Origin of the sequence: Hephaestia caeni, assembly GCF_003550065.1 — a bacterium.
Taxonomy (GTDB): Bacteria; Pseudomonadota; Alphaproteobacteria; order Sphingomonadales; family Sphingomonadaceae; genus Sphingomonas; species Sphingomonas caeni_A.
Genome location: NZ_QXDC01000004.1, coordinates 714,687 through 735,224, shown reverse-complemented (window position 1 = coordinate 735,224; position 20,538 = coordinate 714,687). Strand labels below are relative to the sequence as shown.

Below are 20,538 nucleotides of genomic sequence, written 5' to 3'. Positions count from 1 at the left end.
GAGTGAACCGCGTCGTCAGAATCCGAACGACAACGCCACCGTCGCGGCGTGCGCCATCTTGTCGCGCGCGCCGTGGAGGCCGAAATCATATTGGTTGAGATAGCCCAACTCGACCGAAACCACCTTGTTGAGCGGGGTCTTGACGCCGATCGCGTTGCGCATCCGGGCATAGCCGCTGGCCTGGCCCCAATCGGTGTCGTTTACCTGGATGAAGCTTTCGTGGCTCAGCACCAGCGCGGTCTTGCTGCCGGTGCCGAGCGGCAGCGTATATTTGATCTGCGGGCGCAGCCTCAGCCCGACATCGTTGCCGTCGCGGCGCAGCCGCTCCTCCAGCCGCACGCGGGCCGACAGCTTGCCGCCCGCGAACCCACCGAGCGGAAAACTGATCTGCTGGCGCGGGCGGTCCTCCATCTTGGTGAGGTCGCCATGCGCATAACCGGGCACGCGGACATAGCCGGTCGAGATCGTCACGCCGTCGCCGGCATCGAAGCCCAGCCAACCGCCGAATTCCAGCTCGTACAGCCCGCCGGCGTCGTCGCCGAACCGCGCGATCGATTCGAGCGTGAGCTTCACGCCATCGTCGAGCGCGGTCGATGCCTCCACCGTCGTCCACACCTGCGAATCGGTATCGGTCTGGGCGTGGGCCGGCATGGCGAGCACCAGCAGGGGTGCGGCAATCAATACGGCGCGCATCGGGCGACCCTTCATGACAATGATGTGGCTCTTTAGATGCAGATCGATGACATCTGCGTGACAAGATCGGGTCACATTTATTGCAACCGGCGTCGGCCCTATCGACGGTGCCCCGAATGCGGTAGAATGGCTGACGTTACGGGCGACTGGGAAAACCATGCTTTCATTGCTGTTGCCACTGCTGCTCGCGCAAGCCGCTGCTGCGCCCGCCTCGGCCCCGGTCCTCGCGTGCGACAAGCCCGCCGCGCTGCCGGCGGCGTTCGCGGGGTGGCGATCGCCCGGGCGCGTGCCCGCAATCGGCAAAGCCTTTCTTGTCGAGGCGCGCGATCCCGCCACCGTGCGCGGCCTGGCCGTAACGGCGGTCTCCCGGCCGGGCCGCGCTGCGCTGGTGCCGATCGAAATCGCCACCGCCGGCACCTACCGCGTGGCGCTGAGCGAGGGGGCGTGGGTCGATATGGTGCAAAGCGGCACGCCGTTGCCGTCGGTGGCGCACGGGCACGGCCCGCGCTGCTCGGGAATCCACAAGATCGTCGATTTCAGGCTCGCGCCCGGCCGGTACGCGCTCCAGCTCTCGGCGATGCAGACCCCGCAGGTGCGCGTGCTGATCGCGCGCGGCTGAGGCTGTCGCACAAGGCTTGATTCTGTCATGCTGGGCGTCGAAAGCAGGTCGGCGCCGCGCCGGGCGCGCCACGTTTTTTCAGATCAGGGGCCACGCACATGAAGTTCTTCGTCGATACCGCCGACACCGCCGAGATTCGCGACCTGGCCGAATCGGGGCTGGTCGACGGCGTCACCACCAATCCGTCGCTGATCCACAAATCGGGCCGCAAGTTTCTCGAGGTCGTTGCGGAAATCTGCTCGATCACCTCGGGGCCGGTCTCGGCGGAGGTCGTCGCGCTCGACCATGAAACGATGATGAAAGAGGCCGAGATCCTGCGCAAGATCGCCGACAATGTCGCGATCAAGGTGCCGCTCACGATCGACGGCCTGAAGACCTGCAAGGCGCTCACCGACGACGGCACGATGGTCAACGTCACGCTCTGCTTCTCGGCCAATCAGGCGCTGCTCGCGGCCAAGGCGGGCGCGAGCTTCATTTCGCCCTTCGTCGGCCGGCACGACGACAACGGCTTCGATGGGATGCAACTCATCGCCGACATCCGCCTGATCTACGACAATTACGCCTTCGACACCGAAATCCTCGTGGCCAGCGTGCGCCACCCGATCCATGTCCTCGAATCGGCGAAGATCGGGGCGGACGTGATGACCGCGCCGCCCGCCGTGATCCGCCAGCTCGTCAAGCACCCGCTGACCGACAAGGGGATCGAGGGCTTCCTCGCCGATTGGGCGAAGACGGGGCAGACGATCGGCTAAGCCATGACGACGCTCGCGGGGGAATTCGGCCAGCACCTCGCGCGCGATCGGCGGCGGTCGGCGCATACGGTGCGCGCCTATCAGGCGACCGCCGAGCGCCTGCTCGCCTTTCTGACGCAACATTGGGGCGGGCCAGTCGGCCGCCCCGATCTCGCCAGAGTATCGGCGGCGGACCTGCGCGCCTTTCTCGCGCACCGGCGCGGGCAGGGGCTCGGCAATGCCTCGGCGGCACGCGAGCTGTCGGCGGTGCGCGGCTTCCTCGCCTTCGCAACCGGGGAGGGGGCGACGCCGCGCCTCAAGGGGCCGCGCGTCAAGAAGGGCGTGCCGCGCCCGATCTCGCCTGATGAGGCGGTCGCGCTGGCCGAGGAGGTAGCGGAAAATGCCGCCGAGCCGTGGATCGGTGCGCGCGATTGGGCGGTGCTGCTGCTGCTCTATGGCGCAGGGTTGCGGATCGGCGAGGCGGTCGGGCTGTCGGCGTCGGTACTCCCGCTGGGCGAGACGATTCCCGTCACCGGCAAGCGCGACAAGACGCGGATCGTGCCGCTGCTGCCCCCCGTCCGCGCGGCGATCGATGCCTATGCGACATTATGCCCGTGGCCGCTGCCGCGCGATGCCCCGCTCTTCCGCGGTGCCAAGGGCGGGCCGCTCGCGCCCACGATCGTGCGCCGGGCGGTGCAACACGCGCGGCACACGCTGGGCCTGTCCGATCGCACCACGCCGCATGCGCTGCGCCACAGTTTCGCGACCCACCTGCTGGGCCGGGGCGCCGATCTGCGCGCGCTCCAGGAATTGCTCGGCCATGCCAGCCTCAGCTCGACCCAGATCTACACCGCGGTCGATGCCGCGCATCTGATGGACGTCTATCGCAACGCGCATCCGCGGGCTTAGCCCCGCCGCTTCCACGTCGCGACGCGATAGATGTACCAGCCGACCGCAAGCACGATGATGCCGATCGTCACCGGCCCGGTATAATGTTCGAGCTGGCTGAAATTATGCCCCAGCCAATAGCCCGCCGCGATCAGCACGCAATTCCACACCGCCGAGCCGACCGCGGTCATCGCGAGGAACTTGGCGGTTGGCATATGCATCAACCCGGCAGGCAGCGAGATCATCGTGCGAAAAGTGGGGACGATGCGGAACAGCAGCACCGTCTTGCCGCCATGCGCGGTGAAGAAGCGTTCCAGCCGCTCCATGTCCTCCCAGTCGATCGTCAGCCAGCGCCCCCAGCGATCGATCAGCGGCTTCAAGCGCCGATAGCCGAGCTTCTGTCCGGCGAGAAACCAGCAGTAATTGCCGATCACCGATCCGATCGTGCCCGCCACGAGCAGCGGCCAGAAGCGCATCTCGCCATGCGCCACCGCGATCCCGCCAAAGCCCATGATGACTTCGGACGGGACCGGCGGAAAGATGTTTTCGAGCGCCATCAGGGCCGCGATGCCCCAATAGCCGCCCGCGGTGATGATCCGCAGGATAAGCTCGGTCATGGATCAGCCCTGTGCTGCGCGCTGCCGTGCCGAGATCCGGCGCTCGATCGCGTCCCAGATCATGGCCGACGTATCGGTGCCGTTGAAGGTGTCGATCGCGACGATGCCGGTGGGCGAGGTAACGTTGATTTCGGTCAGCCATTCGCCGCCGATCACGTCGATGCCGACGAACAGCAGCCCGCGGCGCTTGAGTTCGGGGGCGAGCGCGGCGCAGATTTCCTGCTCGCGCGGCGTCAGCCCGGCCTTGGCCGCGGAACCGCCGACCGCGAGGTTGGAGCGGATCTCGCCCGCGCCCGGCAGCCGGTTGACGGCCCCCGCCACCTCGCCGTCGACGAGCACGATGCGCTTGTCGCCTTGCGCCACTTCGGGGAGGAACGCCTGGATCATGTGCGGCTCGCGATAGGCGGTGTTGAACACCTCGATCAGCGACGAGAGGTTGGCGCCGTCGCGTCCCACCTTGAAGATCGCCTTGCCGCCATTGCCGTGGAGCGGCTTGACGATGATCTCGCCGTGCTCGGCAAGGAAGGCGCGCGTCTCCTCGAGGCTGCGCGTCACCAGCGTCGGCGGCATGAACTGGGGGAAATCGAGCACGAACACCTTTTCGGGCGCGTTGCGCACGTTGGCGGGATCGTTGACCACCAGCGTCCTGTCGCTGATCCGCTCGAGCAGGTGGGTCGCGGTGATATAGCCGAGGTCGAACGGCGGATCCTGCCGCATCAGCACGACATCGGCTTCGTCGCCGAGATCGAGTCGCACAGGATCGCCGAAGCTGAAATGATCGCCCGCGACGCGCTGCACCGTCACCGGATGCGCCTGCGTCCAGACATGGCCGTCGGCATAATTGAGGTCTTCGGGCGCGTAATGATAGACCGCATGGCCGCGCGCCTGCGCGGTCAGCATGAGCGCGAAGCTCGAATCGCCGGCGATGTTGATCTTGTCGAGCGGATCCATCTGGACGGCGACGCGAAGCGGCATTGGGGTCTCCTCTGGTGCGTCGGGCATGTAGGGGCGGACGCCCGAGAAGTCACCCGATCCAGGCATTCTCGATGTGGCGCGGGCGCGTGGCCGGCGCGAGCAGGATCACGTCGACGCGGATATCCTCGCCGTTTGTGGCGTAGCGCGGCATCAGCACTTCGGCCGCCGCCGCAACCCGCGCCAACCGCCGCTCGTCGATCGCGATATCAAGGTCGGCGGCCGATTTGCGCATCTTGACCTCGACGAAGGCGACGAGGTTGCCGCGTTTCGCCACCAGATCGACCTCGCCCGCCGGCGTCCGCACGCGGGTGTCGAGGATGCGCCAGCCCTTGAGCCGCAGCCACCACGCCGCCAGCCGCTCGCCGCGCCGGCCGGCAGCTTCGGCGGCGCGGCGGGCGTCGGCCACACGCGTCATTGCTTCATCTCCAGCGCCCGTGCGTAGAGCGCCTTGCGATCGAGCCCGAGGCGCTTGGCGACTTCGCCCGCGGCTTTGGAGGTGGGCAGGCGGGTCAGCGCCTCGGCGAGCGCTGCTTCGGCATCCTCGGTGCTGGGCGGCGGGGCCTCGCCCGGCGGCGCGACGATGACGACGATTTCGCCCCTGGGCGGCGCCACGGCGTAGCGCGCGGCAAGTGTTTCGAGCGGCCCCGTCACCGCTTCCTCGAAGCGCTTGGTGATTTCGCGCGCCACCGCCGCGTCGCGATTGCCCAGCCCTGCGGCAAGCGCAGCCAGCATCGCGCCCAATCGCGGCCCCGATTCGTAGAATACCAGCGTCGCGCGGATGCCCGCCACCTCCGCGATCGCGTCGGCGCGCGCTTTCTCCTTGGGCGGCAGGAAGCCCGCGAACAGGAACCGATCGGTGGGCAGCGCCGACAGCGTCAGCGCCGCGATCGCCGCGCACGGGCCGGGGATCGTCACGATCGAGTGCCCCGCAGCGCGCGCGTCGCGCACCAGCTTATAGCCCGGATCGGAGATCAGCGGCGTGCCCGCGTCGGAAACCAGCGCCACCGCCTCGGTGCCCATCCGCGCCACCAGCCCCGGCCGCATCCCATCGGCATTGTGATCGTGATAGGGGATCATCGGCCGCTTGACGCCGATATGGTGGAGCAGTTTGGCGGTCACGCGGCTGTCTTCGACCGCGATCACATCGGCGTGCGACAAAATCTCCACAGCGCGCGGCGAAAGGTCGCCGAGATTGCCGATCGGGGTTGCGACGATATAGAGGCCGGGGGAAAGTAATGCGTTCATGTGAGGAGCAGTCATGGCAGAGGCGATGGTCGAACCGCAACGGGGCCGTTCGCTCCTGAAGACGCTGGCGATCGTCGCCACCGCTTTTCTGGCGGGTTGTCAGACGCTTGTGCCCAAGGGGCCGCCGCCGGTCGAGACCACTGCGCCGCCGCCCGAAACGCGGCCGCCGGTCGAACAGGGCATCCCGACCGATACCGAGCGTAACCGCGTCGCGCTGCTCGTGCCGCTCGCGGGCACCAATGCCGGGGTCGGGCAATCGATCGCCAACGCGACGATGATGGCGCTGCTCGATTCGCAGAGCCAGCGCGTGCGAATCACCAATTACGACACCAGCAAGGGCGCTGCCGTCGCCGCGCGCCAGGCGCTGGCCGATGGCAACAAGCTGATCATCGGCCCGCTCTTGTCGGAAGACGTCAAAGCGGTGTCGCCGATCGCGCGCAACGCCGGTGTGCCGGTCATCACCTTCTCCAACGACGTCTCGGTCGCAGGCGGCGGCACCTATGTGCTCGGCTATTCGCCCGCGCAGTCGATCGATCGCGTCGTCGATTACGCGCATCAGCGCGGCGTGACCCAATATGCCGGGCTGATCCCGCTCGGCCTCTACGGCCAGCGCGCCTCGACCGCGTTCCTGCGCGCGGTGGAGAATGCCGGCGGGGAGGTCGTGAGCCTCGAAACCTACGGCCGTTCCAAGGGCGCGCTGTCGGGCGCGATCGCGCGCATCGCTGACAACGGCCCCTATGGCGCGGTGCTGATCGCCGACACCGGCGAGACCGCGGCGACCGCCGCGCCGCTGATCCGCAAGAGCGGCGGCAGCGAGCGCATCCTCGGCACCGAATTGTGGAACACCGAATCGTCGCTGGCGTCCAAATCGTCGCTTGACGGCGCCTGGTTCGCGAGCGTGCCGAACGGCCTCTATCGCCAATATGCGGCGAAATACCGGGCGCGGTTCGGCAAGGCGCCGTATCGGCTGTCGACGCTCGGCTACGATGTTGTGCTGCTGACGGTGCGGCTCGCGCGCGACTGGAAGCCGGGCACCGCCTTCCCCGAGCCTCGGCTGCGCGACGATAGCGGTTTTTCGGGGATCGACGGCGCGTTCCGCTTCGGCCGCGACGGCGTTGCCCAGCGCGCGCTCGAGGTGCAGGAGATTCGCGGCGGCCAGACCGTCACGGTGTCGCCGGCGCCGAAGGGCTTCGGCAAGTAGCGGTATCGACGTAATCGATCAGGCGGTGCCGTCGCGAGCGGCCTGCGCGAACTGGTTGAGCTGGAGCAGCGTTTCGTCGAAACGGTGCTCGGCCTCCGCATCGCGCAGGAAACGCACGCGCTCGACCAGGATCTCGCTCGGCGTCGGGCTTTGCGCGAACAGCGCCATCACCTCGTCGGCGAAGGCGTCGAGCGGCTGATAGCCCGGCCGCGTCGCCTGGCCGGGGGTGAGGCCGGTCTGCACCGCCGGCGGCGCGAGTTCGATCACCTCGATCTTGCCCTTCAGCAGCGCGCGCATCGCCACGGTGTACGAATGGATCGCGGCCTTGGTGGCGTTGTAGGTCGGCGTCGTCAGCAGCGGCACGAAGGCAAGCCCCGAGGTGACGTTGACGATCGCTGCGTCGGGCTGCGCCGACAAGTGATCGATCAACGCGTTGGTCAACCGGATCGGGCCGAGCAGGTTGGTGGTGATCGTCGCTTCGGCATCGGTGAGATCACCGCGACGCTCGAGCCTTTCGAACCGCATGATGCCGGCGTTGTTGATCAGGACGTTGAGATCGGGATGCTCGGCGATCGCGCACCGCGCGACATCCTCGATCGCGTTCGCATCGCCGATGTCGAGCGTCATCGCCACCATGTTCTCGCGCCCCGCGATCGCGCGATCGAGCGCCTCCCGCCGCCTGCCCGCGACGATCACCTTGTTACCGAGGTCGTGGAAACGCCGCGCGAGCGCTTCGCCGATGCCCGATCCGCCGCCGGTGACGAGGATAGTGTTGCCGGTCTGCTTCATGGAGGTGCTCCTGCCGAAAGATGGTGCAGGGGCGATCTAGGGTCAGGACCCATTGATTGCGAGGATCGTGATGTCGCCATGCAGGTTCGTGGCGAGGACAAGCGTCGAAGGCGGGTTTTTGCCCCGCCGAGACGCGTCGACGCTGCCACGGGCCTGCATGGTGACACCCGAAGGGCGGGGCGGGAAAGCGCTGCGACGGCGTTGCTCGATTGGTCCATAGCGCTGCTATGGACCGCACTCGCGCCTTCTCGCGCCATCTTTCCCGCCTCCGTCACGACCGCGCAATCAATGGGTCCTGACCCTAGGTGTTGCCGCGCTTCATGAAAGGCGCTCGCGCCAAAATTTCGGGTCGGTCAATCGGTCACCACGATCGCCGGCAGGATCGCGTCGAGCAGCAGCATCCCGGCGCCGGTTACGCGCAACTGCTCGCCGGTACGCTCGACCAGCCCCTCGCGGGCGAGCCGTTCCACCGCGCGCGCATCGATCAGCACCTCGGGGGTCGTGCCGCCCAGCGTGGCGATGCGCGCGAGATCGACGCCTTCATCGAGTCGCAATCCCATCAGCAGCGCCTCGATCGCGCGGGTGCGCGGGGCGAGCGGCTCCTCGCTTTCGATGCCGTGGCCGTTGCGTGCCAGTGCGGCGAGCCAGTTTTCGGGCTTGCGCCGCCGAAAGGTCGCACAGCCGCCGCGCCGCCCGTGCGCGCCGGGGCCGACGCCCAGATAATCGCCGTAGCGCCAATAGGTCAGGTTGTGCCGGCTCTCGGCACCCGGCCGCGCGTGGTTCGAAATTTCGTAGGCGGGCAGCCCCGCAGCGGCGGTCATGCTGCGCGTCGCCTCGAACAGATCGGCGGCGGCGTCGGCATCGGGGATCGTCAGCCGCCCCGCCGCGGCCTCGGTCGCGAAGCGCGTGCCGGGCTCGATCGTGAGCTGGTAGAGCGACAGATGCTCGGTGCCGAAGCCGAGCGCGCGGGTCAGTTCGGCCTGCCACGCGGCGAGGCTCTGGCCCGGCCGCGCATAGATCAGGTCGAACGAGACCCGCCCGAACGCGGCCTGCGCGGTGGCGAGCGCGCCCAGCCCCTCGGCGACGTCGTGCGCGCGGCCCAGAAAACGCAACGCATCGTCGTCGAGCGCCTGCAACCCCAGCGACACGCGGTTGACCCCCGCCGCCGCGATATCGGCGAAGCGCGCGGCCTCGACCGACGACGGATTGGCCTCGAGCGTGATCTCGATATCGGGCGCGAATCCCCACGCGCGTTCGGCAGCATTGAGCACCGCCGCCACCGTTTCGGGCGGCATCAGCGAGGGCGTGCCGCCGCCGAAGAAGATCGATCCCAGCCGCCCTTCGGCCTGCTGTGCCTCATGCGCGAGGTCGGCCAGCAAGCCCCGGCGCCACAGCGCCTGATCGACCGAATCGCGGACATGGCTGTTGAAATCGCAATAGGGGCATTTGGAGACGCAGAACGGCCAATGGACGTATAAGGCGAGATCGGGCGTTGGGCTGGCGTTCATGGCGCGGGGGATATGGCGGTGGGGAGGATGAAAGGAAAGCGTGTGAAGGCGATGCTGGCGTTGCTTCTGATCGCGGCCTGTGCCCCCGATGGCCCGCAACGCGTGGTCGAGCCGCGCCCCGACGCGAGCGCGGCCGTACGCGGCGATGCTCTGTTGCGCACCACGATGCTCAACGACCAGAACGCCGCGCGCACCCGCGCGGGCGTGCCGCCGCTGGCCTGGGATGCGACGCTCGCCGACCATGCCCGCGCCTACGCCCGTGAACTCGCGCGCACCGGCCGGTTCGAACATGCCGATCAGCCCCAGGGGCCGGGCCGCGAGGGCGAAAACCTGTGGACGGGAACGCGCGACGCATACGGCTATGACGAGATGGTCGCGCATTGGGTGGACGAGAAACGCTTCTTCACCAACGGCGTGACCCCCGATTTCAGCACCACCGGCGATTATCGCGACGCGGTGCATTACGCGCAGATCGTCTGGCGCGGCACGCAAAGAATGGGTTGCGCGCTTGCGAGCAACGCGCGCGACGATGTTCTCGTCTGCCGCTACGATCCGCCCGGCAACGTCGTCGGCGAACGGGCCTATTGAGGGTTTTTGGCGGGCGTTAACCCGGCCACGCCTATACGCGTCGCCGATGCGCGCGCTTCTTCCCTTGCTGTTGTTGGCCGCCCCGGCGGCTGCCGCCGATCCGCCGCCGCATTCGGGCGTGGTCAAGGAACGCACCGCGCCCGAACCCTCCGACGTCGCGTTGGTCGCGATGGCCGCCGCCGGCCTGTTCCTCGCCCGCCGCGCGATGCGCCGTCGTTTCGACAAGCATCGCGAGGATTGACCTTGGCCGCGTCCTGCGCCAGCCAGCGCGCATGGCTTCCGACCAGCTCGACGCGCTCGAAGCGCTGATCCGATCGCGCCGGGGCGGTGACCCCGACGCCTCCTATGTCGCCCGGCTTTTCACCAGGGGCCGCGCCAAGATCGCGCAGAAACTGGGTGAGGAAGCGGTCGAAACCGTGATCGCCGCGGTCGGCAGCGATCCGTCCGCGATCGTGCCCGAGGCCGCCGATCTCGTTTTTCACCTGCTCGTCCTGCTCGCCGACGCCGGGCTGTCGCTCGACGACGTGCGTGCGGAGCTTGCACGGCGCGAGGGGCTCTCGGGGCTCGAGGAAAAGGCGCAGCGAAAGGAGTGACCATGCCCATCGACGCGACACAGCCTTATGACGATCAGAACATCTTCGCGAAGATCCTGCGTGGCGAGATTCCGTCGAGCAAGGTCTACGAAGACGCGCACGCGCTGGCGTTCCACGATATCAACCCGCAGGCGCCGACCCACATCCTCGTAATCCCCAAAGGCGCCTATGTGTCATGGGACGATTTTTCGGATCGGGCATCCGACGAGGAGATCGCCGGCTTCGTTCGCGCTGTCGGCAAGGTCGCGCGCGCGGCGGGGCTGGTCGCGCCGGGTTATCGCCTGCTCGCCAATACCGGGCCGGACAGCAACCAGGAGGTGCCCCACCTCCATGTCCATATTTTTGCCGGCGCTCCACTCGGCCCGATGCTCGCGCGGTAGGGGTTTGCGCGGGGCACATTTGCCACTAGGTTCGCGCGCAATTCACAATCCGCGGCGGCTCGACACGCCGCGCCTCCCGGGGGGATGATCTATATGGATTGGCGCGTAAAGCCACTCGATGCGATCCTTGCGACCGCTGAAAAGAAATCACTTCATCGCACGCTCGGCTGGTTCCAGCTCATGCTGTTCGGCATCGGCTGCGTGATCGGCACGGGCATTTTCGTGCTGACCGCCGCCGGCGCGCAGAAGGCCGGGCCGGGCCTGATGCTGGCGTTCGCGATCGCCGGGGCGATCTGTATCGTCGCGGCGCTCTGCTATGCCGAAATCGCCGCGATGGTCCCGGTCGCGGGTTCCGCCTACACTTATACCTACACGACGATGGGCGAGTTTCTCGCCTGGACGGTCGGCTGGGCGTTGATCCTCGAATATGCCGTCGCGGCCAGCGCGGTGTCGGTGGGGTGGTCCGGCTATTTTTCGGGCACGATCCTCAACCAGTTCCTGGGCATCCAGTTACCCCCCTGGCTCGCCGCGGCGCCGCTGGCGCTGGGCGGGGCGCCGGGCGGGTTCATCAACCTGCCGGCGGTGGCGATCGCACTGCTGATCACCTGGCTGCTGATGATCGGCACCACCGAATCGGCGCGCGTCAATGCCGTGCTGGTGCTGATCAAGGTCGCCGCGCTCACGGCGTTCGTCGCGCTTACCTTGCCGTCGAGCGATTTCGATGTCGAACGCTTCAACCCGTTCCTGCCCGCGGGCGTGTTCGGCGGGTTCGGCACCGGCGTCGGCGCGGTCGGCGCGGCGGCGACGATCTTCTTCGCCTATGTCGGCTTCGACGCGGTCTCGACGGCCGCCGAGGAAACCAAGAACCCGCAACGCAACGTGCCGATCGGGCTGATCGGCTCGCTGCTGTTCTGCACCGTCTTCTACATTCTCGTGGCGGCGGGCGCGATCGGCACGATCGGCGGCCAGCCGATCATGGGGCCGAACGGGATTCCCTTCCCCGCCGGGTCGGAAGAACTGGCGCGCCAGTGCGCGCTGCCGCAATATGCCGAGGCGCTGGTCTGCTCGAACGAGGCGCTGGCGCACGTGCTGCGTATGATCGGCTGGTCGGGCGTGGGCAACATGATCGGCGTCGCGGCCAATTTCGCACTGCCCTCGGTGATCCTGATCCTGCTGTTCGGGCAGACGCGCATCTTCTTCGTGATGAGCCGCGACGGGCTGCTGCCCGAGGGGCTGTCGAAAATCCATCCCAAGTGGAAGACGCCCTATGTCGTGACGGCGATCACCGGGTCGCTGGTGGCCGTGGCGGCGGCGTTCCTGCCGGTGGGTCAGCTTGCCGACATCGCCAATGCGGGGACGCTCTATGCGTTCATGATGGTCGCGATCGCGGTGCTGGTGCTGCGCAAGACCCAGGCGGATCGGCCGCGCTCGTTCCGTACGCCGTTCATCTGGGTGGTCGCGCCGCTGACGGTCGCGGGCTGCGTCTTCCTGTTCTTCAACCTGCCGGCGGCGGCGATGCTGGTGCTGCCGATCTGGGGCGTGATCGGGCTGTTCGTCTATTTCGCTTATGGTTACCGCAAGAGCCAGCTCGCGCGGGGCATTGTCGAAGTCGTGCCGATGGACGACGAGGAGCCGCTGACGCCGGGTGTGTAACGCCGCGCCGTTCGCCTAAAAAAGGGCCGCGGGATCGTCTCCCGCGGCCCTTTTTCGTTTGATTGCGTTCGTCTGATCGCGGCACCGGCCTGCTCCCCCACCCCGCCTCCCAACGGCAGTATACTGAATGGGAGGTGGGGTGGGGGAGCAGGCCGGTGCCGCTCCTACGCAAATAAATCAAGCCTGGCCGAGCTTTTCGGCGATCAGCGCCTTCATGTCGCTCTGCGGCCGCGCGCCATAGTGCGAGATGATCTCGGCGGCGCAGATTGCGCCGAGCCGGAGCGACTTTTCGAGACCATGGCCCTGCGCCTGGCCGTGGAGGAAGCCCGCCGCGAACAGATCGCCCGCGCCGGTGGTGTCGACCACTGCGTCGATCGGCTCGGCGGGAACTTCCGCGCGGGTGCCGTTTGCAACCGCGATCGCGCCCTGCTCGCTGCGCGTTGCGACCAGCACCGGCACCTGCGGCGCGATCGCCGCCACCGCCGTCTCGAAATCGTCGACTTCGGCCAGCGCAATCAGCTCGTTTTCGTTGGCGAACAGGATATCGATCAGCCCGTCGGCGATCAGCGTGCGGAAATCGCCGCCGTGGCGCGAGATGCAGAACACGTCGCTGAGCGTGAAGGCGACCTTGCGCCCGGCCTCGCGCGCGATCTCGATCGCGGTGCGCATTGCCCGGCGCGGTTCTTCCGGATCCCACAGATAGCCTTCGAGATAAAGGATCGCACCGGCCGCGATCAGATCGCGGTCGAGCGCGCCTTCGGGCAGGAATTGCGACGCGCCGAGAAAGGTGTTCATCGTCCGCTGGCCATCGGGGGTGACGAAGATCAGGCAGCGCGCGGTGGTCGGCTCGCCGGGGCGCACCACGGTATCGAACGTGATGCCGGCATTGTTGATATCGTGCTTGAAGATGCGCCCCAGTTCGTCGTCGGCAACCTGGCCGATGAAACCGCATCGGCCGCCCAGCGCGGCGATCCCCGCCACGGTATTCGCCGCCGAGCCGCCGCTCACTTCCTGGCCCGGCCCCATCTTGGCGTAGAGCGCGTCGGCTTCCTGGGGGGAGAACATGAGCTGCATCGAGCCCTTGGTCATGCCTTCCTCGGCGATGAAGGCGTCGTCGGTGGTGGCGAGGATGTCGACGATCGCATTGCCGATCGCGACGACGTCATAGGCGGGGTTGGTCACGCAATTCTCCATGAAGATCGATACTTGTCGGCCCGTGTGCGGGCGATTGGGCGGTGCCGTAAAGCGCCGCTTCGACCAACGCAACCGGCCCGCGCCGGACGAGCCGTGGCGGCCTCGCGCCTGTCCCGCTTGCGCTCGGGCTGCGCGCGCGGCAGGAAACCTTGTGGTGATCGCATGAGGAACCTGTTGGCCGGCCTGGCGGGATCGGCATTGCTCGCCGGTTGTACGACGGCGGTCGCGCCTCCTGTGCGCCTCGCGCCCGGGCGGGTGGCGATGCCGGTGGGCATCGTCGGGCTCGAACGCGTGATGGGGCAGAATGCGGCGGGGCTCACGGCGCTGTTCGGCAAGCCCGATGCCGATTTTCGCGAAGGCGCTGCCCGCAAGCTCCAGTTTCAGGGGCCGATCTGCGTGCTCGACGCCTATCTCTATCCCGAAAAAGGCGCCGAACCCCGCGTCACCTATGTCGATGCCCGCCAGCGCGACGGCACCCCGATCGACCGCGCGAGCTGCGTCGCCGCGCTCACCCGGCGCGGCGGCGGGAAATAGGCTCTGTGGTCTGTTTCAGTTATACTGAAACAGAGGCGGCACCGACCCGCTCCCACGTCAGTGGAAGAAACCTAGAGCCTGATGCCCTTAAGTCGAACCGCTCCCCAAACCGTTCGTGCTGAGCTTGTCGAAGCACCGTACTTCGTGCCGCAAGCGATTAACGAGCCCATCGCAGAACGGCCCTTCGACAAGCTCAGGGCGAACGGATCAACCTAAAGTCATTCGACTCTAAGGCCGATCAACATTGGCGGGGGCGACCTCGTTTCGCCTGTCGATTCCGCGTCCTCCCGATACTGGCCCGGATACCGGCATTGTCGCGGGCGCCAGCGCCTCGCGTTCGGCGCCGAATACGGGTGCGGTGGGGTCGGGGCGGAACGCCTCCGGCGCGCGATCGCCGGGGCCGGGATGCGGCGCGTCCTCGGCGAGATCGGGCGCCGGATGGCCCTCGCGTCGCCGCGTCGCCTTGCGCGCCGCGACGTCGTAGAGCAGCGCGCCGCCCACCACCGCCAGCGCCGCGCCCGCCAGGCTACCCAGCCCGATGCCGATCCGCTTGAAATTCATGATGCCCGTCCTTTCGCGGCCAGTCCTTTCGCCGGATGAACGGGCAACGCCGGCGTGCGTTCCGCCGGGTGCGGTCAGAGGCGGTCGAGCATCGACCGGGCGAGCACGCCCAGCGTGTCGTCGCGCGCGCCCATCACGACGATGCGGTCGCCGGGTTTCGCTTCGGCCACGAGATGCGCGGCCGCGGCCTCGCGGTCGGCGATGTGGAGCGCGGTCGCGCCTTCGGCGGTAAGATCGGCGACGATGTCCGCGCTCGTCACCTCGCGGGTCACGGTGCCGCCCTGATAGACCGGATCGGGCAGCACGAGCACATCCTCGGGCGCGAGCCGCGCGGCAAGGCTCGCGACCAGCGCGTGCCGCATCACCTTGAGCGGCCCGTAGCCGTGCGGCTGGAACAGGATCAGCAGCCGGCCGGGAAAGGCGTGGAGCGTATCGAGCGTGGCGGCGATCTTGTCGGGATTGTGCCCGAAATCGTCGATTACGGTGACGCCATTCGCCGTGCCGATCCGTTCCATCCGTCGCTTGAGCCCGGTGAAGCCGGCGATCGCGGCGGCGGCGTTGGTAAGCGGCACCCCCGCCGCGCGCACCGCCCCGATCGCGGCGAGCGCGTTCGATACATTGTGGCGCCCCGGCACCTGGAGCGCCACGCGGATGGGGGCCTCGCCGCGCTCGACCAGATCGAAATCGATCCCGAAAGGCCGTGGATCGAGGTGTGTCGCGATCAGATCGGCATCGCCGTCGATGGCCACCGTCAGCCGCCGTTCGGGCGGCAAGGCGGCCGCCAGCGCGGCGCCTTCGTCATTGTCCATGTTGATCACGGCGCGCCCGGCATGGCCGATGAAGTCGCCGAACAGCACGCGCAGTTCGTCGAGGCTCTTGTGATCGAGGCTGACATTGTTGAGCACCGCGATCTGCGGGCGGTAGAGCGCGATCGAGCCGTCGCTCTCGTCGACCTCGCTGACGAAGGCATCGCCCTCGCCGACCAGCGCGCTCGCGAACGGTGCGTCGGCGCTCACGAAATTGGTCATCACCGCGCCGTTCATCACCGTGGGGTCGCGGCCGGTCTCGTGCAGGATCCAGCCGATCATCCCGGTAACGGTCGATTTGCCGCTCGTGCCCGCGACCCCGATCGGCAGCATCGCGGCGTTGAACAGCGACGCGAGCAGCTCGGCGCGGCGCAGGCGTGTCGCGCCCACCCGCGCGGCGGCGATCATGTCGGGCACTGTGTCCTCGACGGCGGCCGACGCGACGACGATCTGGCGTGCCGAGGTGATGCCGCTGCCGTCCTGCGGGAACAGCGCGATCCCGCGCGCGGCGAGCGCGTCGAACTTGGCAGGCACGCGGCCTGCGTCGAGCGCGCGATCCGATCCCGCCACCTCGGCGCCGCGCGCGGCCAGGATCATCGCGAGCGGCATCATGCCGCTGCCGCCGATGCCGACGAAGAAGTAGGATTTGCCGTCGCTCATCGCTGCGCGCTATCGACGGTTTCGGGATCGGGAGCAAGGAGGCGTCATGCGGATCGGGATCATCGCCCCTGCGCGCGAGCTGGATCGGGCGATCGCGGCGCGCACGGCCGCGTTCGCCGCGATCGCCTTTCCCGAGGTGGACCTCGTCTTCCACCCGCAATGCTTCCTGTCGTCGGGGCATTTCGCGGGCACCGACGATCAGCGCGCCGCCGCCTTCCTCGAAATGGCCAACGATCCCGCGATCGACGCACTCTGGTTCGGTCGCGGCGGCTACGGCTCGAACCGCATCCTGACGCGCGTGATGGATGCGCTCGGCCCGGCGGCGTACGCCAAGGCGTATCTCGGCTATTCGGATACCGGCTTCCTCCTCGGCGCGCTCTACGCCCGCCGGATCGGGCGGCCGGCGCACGGGCCGATGCCGATCGATATCGACCGCACCGGCGGTGACGTGACGGTGACGCGTAGCCTCGCCTGGCTCACCGCGCACGATCGCAAGGGGCTCGAACCCAGCCTCGGCCGCCGCCCCGCCGCCGCCTTCAACCTCGCGATCCTTACCAGCATGATCGGCACGCCCTGGCTTCCCGATCTCACCGATCACGTGCTGATGATCGAGGAAGTGTCGGAGCCGCTCTACCGGATCGATCGGATGCTGTTCCAGCTCGCGCACGCCACCCAGCTTCGGGGTATCGCCGGCATCCGCCTCGGCGCGATCCGCGACGTGCAGGAAAACGATCCCCCCTTCGCCGAAACGCCCGAACAGATGATCACCCGCTGGTGCGGCGAGATGGGCGTGCCGTATCTCGGGAGGGCGGCGATCGGCCATGACGCGGACAACCATGTGGTGCCGTTCGGGGTGGTTTAGGCTGCGAGCCGGAAACGCCGGGATTGGTGGGAAACAGACGCCCCCGTTTTCGTCACCCCAGCGAAGGCTGGGGTCTATCTCTCCAGTAAGGCAGCCCGTTCGTTTGCGGATCGAGTCATGGATGCCAGCCTTCGCTGGCATGACGGCAATTGGGCGCGAACGGCCCGATTACCCTTCAACCAATCGGCTCGGCCAGCCGATCCGCACCAGCAGCCCGTCGGGATCGGGCGGGCGCCGGAAGCCGAGCCGGTTCCACCACGCCTTCGGCGGCGTCGAGATCGTTGCACGGGACGATCGCCACAAGGCGCGGTTCGCGGTCGGGCATTTCGCGGTCGGACATTTCGCAGGTGGGCACGGGGCTGTTCCTGCCGAGTCGATCCGCCGATCATGCCTCACCCGCGAAACGGCAGCACGCTCTCATACTGGTCGATCGACGGCGCTCCCGCCACCCGCGCCCCGGCGCGCAGCAGGAAGGCGTGGCGGACGATTTCGGCTTGCTGCTCGATCCCGTAGCGCGCGAGCGGCCAGCCCGGATGGAGCGCATAGCCGTAGCGGCAGAAAGGATGCCGCGCGATCGGCAGGAAAATTCCCTTCTGGTGCTGCCAGATATGCGTCATCTCGTGGATGAACAACCCCTGGTCGGTGAGCGCCGCATCGGCGAAATCGTCGCGATAGAGTGTGCCCGTGGGGTGGAAATGGATGCAGCCACGCGGCGCCATCACCACGCGGCGCGGCTGGAAGAACGCCCATTTGCTCCGCGCGATCGTCGCGCGGGCATAATCGATCGCATCGCCGAACACGTGGCGGGCAAGCGCGACCTCGCCGCTGGTGAGCGGCCGTGCGGTCAACGGCTCACTTGTCCTTGAACGGCGCGGGGTCGCCCGCGGCGACGACGACGGCATCGACCTCGATCCGTGGGAAACCCGTGAAGGTCAGCGTCAGCGGGATCGTCGCGCCGGGCTTGACCGACGGATTGACGCCGAACAGCATCACATGCTTGCCGCCGGGCGCGAAGACGACGGTCGATTTGGCGGGCAGCGGCACCGTTTCGATCGGCGCCATGCTCGACATGCTGCCGTGGGTCATCGTCTCGTGCATCTCGGTGCGGATCGACACCGGGTCCGCGACGTCGATCAGCGCCGAATCCTTCGAATAGCCGTGGATGGTGAAATAGGCCGCGGCGGGCCGCCCCGCCACCGCGGGCAACCGCACCCAGGCATCGCTGACGACGATGTCGTCCTGCGTCTGGCACCCTGATAGTGCGGCGGCGGCGGCAAGCGCGATCGCGATGGGTTTGAACACCGGGTCTCTTCGTACAGCTTCGGGACAGGCGCATTCTACGGCCACGGCAATCTTGCGGCAAGGACAAGCCCCCCTATATCCGCTCGGTAACGGTTGCGCGTGGCGTCGCTTCGACGGTGCGTGCAGCCGGCTGTTGTTTAATAGTTCGGGGCCAATGAGGAACTATGGCTAAAGTTATCGGAATCGATCTGGGCACCACCAATAGCTGCGTTGCGGTGATGGAAGGCGGCAAGCCCAAGGTTATCGAAAATGCCGAAGGCGCGCGGACGACGCCGTCGGTGGTCGCGTTCGCCAAGGATGGCGAGCGCCTGATCGGCCAGCCGGCCAAGCGCCAGGCGGTCACCAATCCGGACAACACCGTCTTCGCGGTCAAGCGCCTGATCGGCCGCCGCTTCGACGATCCCATGACCAAGAAGGACATGGAACTCGTCCCCTATACGATCGCCAAGGGCTCGAACGGCGATGCCTGGGTGAAGGCAGGCGGGCAGGATTACAGCCCGGCGCAGATTTCGGCGTTCATCCTGCAGAAGATGAAGGAAACCGCCGAATCGTATCTCGGCGAAACGGTGGCGCAGGCGGTGATCACCGTGCCGGCCTATTTCAACGACGCCCAGCGCCAGGCGACCAAGGATGCCGGCAAGATTGCGGGCCTCGAAGTGCTGCGCATCATCAACGAGCCGACCGCGGCGGCGCTCGCCTACGGGCTCGACAAGAACGAGAACAAGACCATCGCGGTCTACGATCTCGGCGGCGGCACGTTCGATATCTCGATCCTCGAGGTCGGCGACGGCGTGTTCGAGGTGAAGGCGACCAACGGCGACACTTTCCTGGGCGGCGAGGATTTCGACGCCAAGCTGCTGAAATTCCTCGCGGAGGATTTCAAGAAGACCGAGGGCATCGATCTCACCAAGGACAAGCTCGCGCTCCAGCGTTTGAAGGAAGCGGCTGAAAAGGCGAAGATCGAGCTGTCGTCGGCGCAGACGACCGAGGTCAACCTGCCCTTCATCACCGCCGATCAGAACGGCCCGAAGCATCTGGTGAAGGCGATCACCCGCGCCGATCTCGAACAATTGGTCGAGGATCTCATCAAGCGCACGCTCGATCCGTGCAAGAAGGCGCTCAAGGATGCCGGCCTCAAGGCCGATGCGATCGACGAGGTCGTGCTCGTCGGCGGCATGACGCGGATGCCCAAGGTCCGCTCGATCGTGAAGGATTTCTTCGGCAAGGAGCCGCACACCGGCGTCAACCCGGACGAGGTGGTGGCGATCGGCGCCGCGATCCAGGCTGGCGTGCTCCAGGGCGACGTCAAGGACGTGCTGCTGCTCGACGTGACCCCGCTGTCGCTCGGCATCGAGACGCTGGGCGGCGTGTTCACGCGCATGATCGATCGCAACACGACGATCCCGACCAAGAAAAGCCAGACCTATTCGACCGCCGACGACAACCAGCAGGCGGTGACGATCCGCGTGTTCCAGGGCGAGCGCGAGATGGCGGCCGACAACAAGATGCTCGGCCAGTTCGATCTCGTCGGCATCCCGCCGGCGCCGCGCGGCGTGCCGCAGATCGAGGTCACGTTCGACATCGACGCCAACGGCATCGTCAACGTCTCGGCCAAGGACAAGGGCACGGGCAAGGAACAGCAGATCCGCATCCAGGCCTCGGGCGGTCTGTCCGATTCCGACATCGAATCGATGGTCCAGGACGCCGAGAAGTTCGCCGACGAGGACAAGAAGCGCCGCGAGGCGGCCGAGGCGAAGAACAACGCCGAAAGCCTGATCCACACCACCGAACGCGAACTCGCCGAACATGGCGACAAGATCGACGCCGCGCTCAAGGGTGAGATCGAAACGGCGATCACCGACGCCAAGGCCGCGGTTGAGGGCGGCGATGCCGAAGCGATGAAGGACAAGGCAAATGCCCTCGCACAGGTCGCGATGAAGCTCGGCCAGGCAATCTACGAGAAGCAGCAGCAGAGCGAGGCCTCCCCCGGCGACGGTGCGGGGGCTGGCGGCGAGGCCGGCGGCGACGACGACGTGGTCGATGCCGAATTCTCGGAAGTGGACGACAACAAGGCGTAAGACATGCTTATCTCACGTCATTCCCGCGTAGGCGGGAACCCATCTCTTGCCGTTGCCGCTA

Annotated in this window: 25 protein-coding genes; 12 read left to right on the top strand and 13 right to left on the bottom strand. The window is 67.3% G+C overall.

What is annotated here, in order from left to right:
- Positions 1-15: 15 nt before the first annotated feature.
- Complete coding sequence (locus DFR49_RS18070) at positions 16-693, bottom strand: DUF2490 domain-containing protein (RefSeq protein WP_170151051.1); 678 nt, start codon at positions 691-693, stop codon at positions 16-18.
- A gap of 157 nt (positions 694-850) precedes the next feature.
- Between DFR49_RS18070 and DFR49_RS18065 the strand changes: the two genes are divergently transcribed.
- From DFR49_RS18065 to DFR49_RS18055, 3 genes are all read left to right on the top strand, one after another.
- Complete coding sequence (locus DFR49_RS18065) at positions 851-1,312, top strand: hypothetical protein (RefSeq protein ID WP_119037049.1); 462 nt, start codon at positions 851-853, stop codon at positions 1,310-1,312.
- A 98-nt stretch (positions 1,313-1,410) separates the two neighbouring features.
- A complete protein-coding gene (gene fsa / locus DFR49_RS18060; RefSeq protein ID WP_119037048.1) occupies positions 1,411-2,064 on the top strand; it encodes a fructose-6-phosphate aldolase in 654 nt (217 codons plus the stop codon).
- Positions 2,065-2,067: 3 nt separating this feature from the next.
- Positions 2,068-2,952, top strand: coding sequence for a tyrosine recombinase XerC (locus DFR49_RS18055; RefSeq protein WP_119037047.1), 885 nt, complete (start codon positions 2,068-2,070; stop codon positions 2,950-2,952).
- On the opposite strand, the gene DFR49_RS18050 is transcribed toward DFR49_RS18055, so the two are convergent.
- The 4 genes from DFR49_RS18050 to rsmI are packed head-to-tail and all read right to left on the bottom strand — an operon-like array spanning position 2,949 to position 5,768.
- The gene (locus DFR49_RS18050) at positions 2,949-3,548 is read right to left on the bottom strand and encodes a DedA family protein (protein WP_119037046.1); all 600 of its coding nucleotides are present in this window, start codon (positions 3,546-3,548) and stop codon (positions 2,949-2,951) included. The two genes, DFR49_RS18055 and DFR49_RS18050, sit on opposite strands and share 4 nt — an antisense overlap.
- A gap of 3 nt (positions 3,549-3,551) precedes the next feature.
- Positions 3,552-4,523 (bottom strand): glutathione synthase, encoded by a 972-nt coding sequence (gene gshB, locus DFR49_RS18045; protein ID WP_119037045.1) that lies wholly within the window; start codon positions 4,521-4,523, stop codon positions 3,552-3,554.
- A gap of 49 nt (positions 4,524-4,572) precedes the next feature.
- Complete coding sequence (locus tag DFR49_RS18040) at positions 4,573-4,938, bottom strand: YraN family protein (RefSeq protein ID WP_119037044.1); 366 nt, start codon at positions 4,936-4,938, stop codon at positions 4,573-4,575.
- Positions 4,935-5,768: a 16S rRNA (cytidine(1402)-2'-O)-methyltransferase gene (rsmI, locus tag DFR49_RS18035; RefSeq protein WP_119037043.1), complete on the bottom strand. Its 834-nt coding sequence runs from the start codon at positions 5,766-5,768 to the stop codon at positions 4,935-4,937. The genes DFR49_RS18040 and rsmI overlap by 4 nt, the downstream gene beginning before the upstream one ends.
- Positions 5,769-5,781: 13 nt before the next feature.
- Between rsmI and DFR49_RS18030 the strand changes: the two genes are divergently transcribed.
- Positions 5,782-6,969 (top strand): penicillin-binding protein activator, encoded by a 1,188-nt coding sequence (locus DFR49_RS18030; protein WP_119037042.1) that lies wholly within the window; start codon positions 5,782-5,784, stop codon positions 6,967-6,969.
- Between the two features lie 18 nt (positions 6,970-6,987).
- On the opposite strand, the gene DFR49_RS18025 is transcribed toward DFR49_RS18030, so the two are convergent.
- The gene (locus DFR49_RS18025) at positions 6,988-7,758 is read right to left on the bottom strand and encodes an SDR family oxidoreductase (protein WP_119037041.1); all 771 of its coding nucleotides are present in this window, start codon (positions 7,756-7,758) and stop codon (positions 6,988-6,990) included.
- Between the two features lie 353 nt (positions 7,759-8,111).
- Positions 8,112-9,266: a radical SAM family heme chaperone HemW gene (gene hemW, locus DFR49_RS18020; RefSeq protein ID WP_119037040.1), complete on the bottom strand. Its 1,155-nt coding sequence runs from the start codon at positions 9,264-9,266 to the stop codon at positions 8,112-8,114.
- Between the two features lie 27 nt (positions 9,267-9,293).
- Here hemW and DFR49_RS18015 point away from each other — a divergent pair, with 27 nt between their 5' ends.
- From DFR49_RS18015 to DFR49_RS17995, 5 genes are all read left to right on the top strand, one after another.
- Positions 9,294-9,854, top strand: a complete 561-nt coding sequence (locus tag DFR49_RS18015; protein WP_119037039.1) for a CAP domain-containing protein — start codon at positions 9,294-9,296, stop codon at positions 9,852-9,854.
- A gap of 46 nt (positions 9,855-9,900) precedes the next feature.
- Positions 9,901-10,095 carry a hypothetical protein gene (locus DFR49_RS18010; RefSeq protein ID WP_119037038.1) on the top strand — a complete coding sequence of 65 codons (195 nt, stop codon included), beginning with the start codon at positions 9,901-9,903 and terminating at the stop codon, positions 10,093-10,095.
- Positions 10,096-10,126: 31 nt separating this feature from the next.
- Positions 10,127-10,447, top strand: coding sequence for a phosphoribosyl-ATP diphosphatase (locus DFR49_RS18005; protein WP_119037037.1), 321 nt, complete (start codon positions 10,127-10,129; stop codon positions 10,445-10,447).
- Positions 10,448-10,449: 2 nt separating this feature from the next.
- Positions 10,450-10,827, top strand: coding sequence for a histidine triad nucleotide-binding protein (locus DFR49_RS18000; protein WP_119037036.1), 378 nt, complete (start codon positions 10,450-10,452; stop codon positions 10,825-10,827).
- A gap of 93 nt (positions 10,828-10,920) precedes the next feature.
- On the top strand, positions 10,921-12,480 hold the full coding sequence (locus DFR49_RS17995; RefSeq protein WP_425454960.1) for an amino acid permease: 1,560 nt from the start codon (positions 10,921-10,923) through the stop codon (positions 12,478-12,480).
- Positions 12,481-12,657: 177 nt separating this feature from the next.
- Here DFR49_RS17995 and DFR49_RS17990 read toward each other — a convergent pair whose 3' ends face one another.
- Complete coding sequence (locus tag DFR49_RS17990; RefSeq protein WP_119037299.1) at positions 12,658-13,662, bottom strand: adenosine kinase; 1,005 nt, start codon at positions 13,660-13,662, stop codon at positions 12,658-12,660.
- Between the two features lie 174 nt (positions 13,663-13,836).
- Between DFR49_RS17990 and DFR49_RS17985 the strand changes: the two genes are divergently transcribed.
- Positions 13,837-14,208 (top strand): hypothetical protein, encoded by a 372-nt coding sequence (locus DFR49_RS17985; protein ID WP_119037034.1) that lies wholly within the window; start codon positions 13,837-13,839, stop codon positions 14,206-14,208.
- Positions 14,209-14,436: 228 nt separating this feature from the next.
- On the opposite strand, the gene DFR49_RS17980 is transcribed toward DFR49_RS17985, so the two are convergent.
- Complete coding sequence (locus DFR49_RS17980; protein WP_119037033.1) at positions 14,437-14,769, bottom strand: hypothetical protein; 333 nt, start codon at positions 14,767-14,769, stop codon at positions 14,437-14,439.
- A gap of 74 nt (positions 14,770-14,843) precedes the next feature.
- Positions 14,844-16,235 (bottom strand): UDP-N-acetylmuramate--L-alanine ligase, encoded by a 1,392-nt coding sequence (locus DFR49_RS17975; RefSeq protein WP_119037032.1) that lies wholly within the window; start codon positions 16,233-16,235, stop codon positions 14,844-14,846.
- A gap of 46 nt (positions 16,236-16,281) precedes the next feature.
- On the opposite strand from DFR49_RS17975, the gene DFR49_RS17970 reads away from it, so the two are divergent.
- Positions 16,282-17,097, top strand: a complete 816-nt coding sequence (locus DFR49_RS17970; RefSeq protein ID WP_119037031.1) for an LD-carboxypeptidase — start codon at positions 16,282-16,284, stop codon at positions 17,095-17,097.
- A gap of 168 nt (positions 17,098-17,265) precedes the next feature.
- Here DFR49_RS17970 and DFR49_RS22430 read toward each other — a convergent pair whose 3' ends face one another.
- The 3 genes from DFR49_RS22430 to DFR49_RS17960 all read right to left on the bottom strand — a co-directional run bounded on the left by DFR49_RS22430 (position 17,266) and on the right by DFR49_RS17960 (position 18,399).
- Complete coding sequence (locus DFR49_RS22430; RefSeq protein ID WP_281271796.1) at positions 17,266-17,400, bottom strand: hypothetical protein; 135 nt, start codon at positions 17,398-17,400, stop codon at positions 17,266-17,268.
- Between the two features lie 89 nt (positions 17,401-17,489).
- Positions 17,490-17,945: a vgr related protein gene (locus DFR49_RS17965; protein ID WP_119037030.1), complete on the bottom strand. Its 456-nt coding sequence runs from the start codon at positions 17,943-17,945 to the stop codon at positions 17,490-17,492.
- 4 nt (positions 17,946-17,949) lie between these two features.
- Positions 17,950-18,399 carry a copper chaperone PCu(A)C gene (locus DFR49_RS17960; protein WP_119037029.1) on the bottom strand — a complete coding sequence of 150 codons (450 nt, stop codon included), beginning with the start codon at positions 18,397-18,399 and terminating at the stop codon, positions 17,950-17,952.
- A 164-nt stretch (positions 18,400-18,563) separates the two neighbouring features.
- On the opposite strand from DFR49_RS17960, the gene dnaK reads away from it, so the two are divergent.
- Positions 18,564-20,477 (top strand): molecular chaperone DnaK, encoded by a 1,914-nt coding sequence (dnaK, locus tag DFR49_RS17955; protein ID WP_119037028.1) that lies wholly within the window; start codon positions 18,564-18,566, stop codon positions 20,475-20,477.
- Positions 20,478-20,538 lie beyond the last annotated feature (61 nt).

Excerpts from the sequence above, each read along its gene's own strand:
- rsmI (WP_119037043.1), bottom strand. The coding sequence starts at position 5,768 with ATGAACGCATTACTTTCCCCCGGCCTCTATATCGTCGCAACCCCGATC.
- DFR49_RS17970 (WP_119037031.1), top strand. The coding sequence starts at position 16,282 with ATGCGGATCGGGATCATCGCCCCTGCGCGCGAGCTGGATCGGGCGATC.
- DFR49_RS18065 (WP_119037049.1), top strand. The coding sequence starts at position 851 with ATGCTTTCATTGCTGTTGCCACTGCTGCTCGCGCAAGCCGCTGCTGCG.
- gshB (WP_119037045.1), bottom strand. The coding sequence starts at position 4,523 with ATGCCGCTTCGCGTCGCCGTCCAGATGGATCCGCTCGACAAGATCAAC.
- DFR49_RS18025 (WP_119037041.1), bottom strand. The coding sequence starts at position 7,758 with ATGAAGCAGACCGGCAACACTATCCTCGTCACCGGCGGCGGATCGGGC.
- dnaK (WP_119037028.1), top strand. The coding sequence starts at position 18,564 with ATGGCTAAAGTTATCGGAATCGATCTGGGCACCACCAATAGCTGCGTT.
- DFR49_RS18050 (WP_119037046.1), bottom strand. The coding sequence starts at position 3,548 with ATGACCGAGCTTATCCTGCGGATCATCACCGCGGGCGGCTATTGGGGC.
- DFR49_RS18010 (WP_119037038.1), top strand. The coding sequence starts at position 9,901 with ATGCGCGCGCTTCTTCCCTTGCTGTTGTTGGCCGCCCCGGCGGCTGCC.
- DFR49_RS18070 (WP_170151051.1), bottom strand. The coding sequence starts at position 693 with ATGCGCGCCGTATTGATTGCCGCACCCCTGCTGGTGCTCGCCATGCCG.
- DFR49_RS18015 (WP_119037039.1), top strand. The coding sequence starts at position 9,294 with ATGAAAGGAAAGCGTGTGAAGGCGATGCTGGCGTTGCTTCTGATCGCG.
- DFR49_RS18055 (WP_119037047.1), top strand. The coding sequence starts at position 2,068 with ATGACGACGCTCGCGGGGGAATTCGGCCAGCACCTCGCGCGCGATCGG.
- hemW (WP_119037040.1), bottom strand. The coding sequence starts at position 9,266 with ATGAACGCCAGCCCAACGCCCGATCTCGCCTTATACGTCCATTGGCCG.
- DFR49_RS18005 (WP_119037037.1), top strand. The coding sequence starts at position 10,127 with ATGGCTTCCGACCAGCTCGACGCGCTCGAAGCGCTGATCCGATCGCGC.
- DFR49_RS17975 (WP_119037032.1), bottom strand. The coding sequence starts at position 16,235 with ATGAGCGACGGCAAATCCTACTTCTTCGTCGGCATCGGCGGCAGCGGC.
- DFR49_RS18040 (WP_119037044.1), bottom strand. The coding sequence starts at position 4,938 with ATGACGCGTGTGGCCGACGCCCGCCGCGCCGCCGAAGCTGCCGGCCGG.
- DFR49_RS18000 (WP_119037036.1), top strand. The coding sequence starts at position 10,450 with ATGCCCATCGACGCGACACAGCCTTATGACGATCAGAACATCTTCGCG.
- fsa (WP_119037048.1), top strand. The coding sequence starts at position 1,411 with ATGAAGTTCTTCGTCGATACCGCCGACACCGCCGAGATTCGCGACCTG.
- DFR49_RS17995 (WP_425454960.1), top strand. The coding sequence starts at position 10,921 with ATGGATTGGCGCGTAAAGCCACTCGATGCGATCCTTGCGACCGCTGAA.
- DFR49_RS17980 (WP_119037033.1), bottom strand. The coding sequence starts at position 14,769 with ATGAATTTCAAGCGGATCGGCATCGGGCTGGGTAGCCTGGCGGGCGCG.
- DFR49_RS18030 (WP_119037042.1), top strand. The coding sequence starts at position 5,782 with ATGGCAGAGGCGATGGTCGAACCGCAACGGGGCCGTTCGCTCCTGAAG.
- DFR49_RS17985 (WP_119037034.1), top strand. The coding sequence starts at position 13,837 with ATGAGGAACCTGTTGGCCGGCCTGGCGGGATCGGCATTGCTCGCCGGT.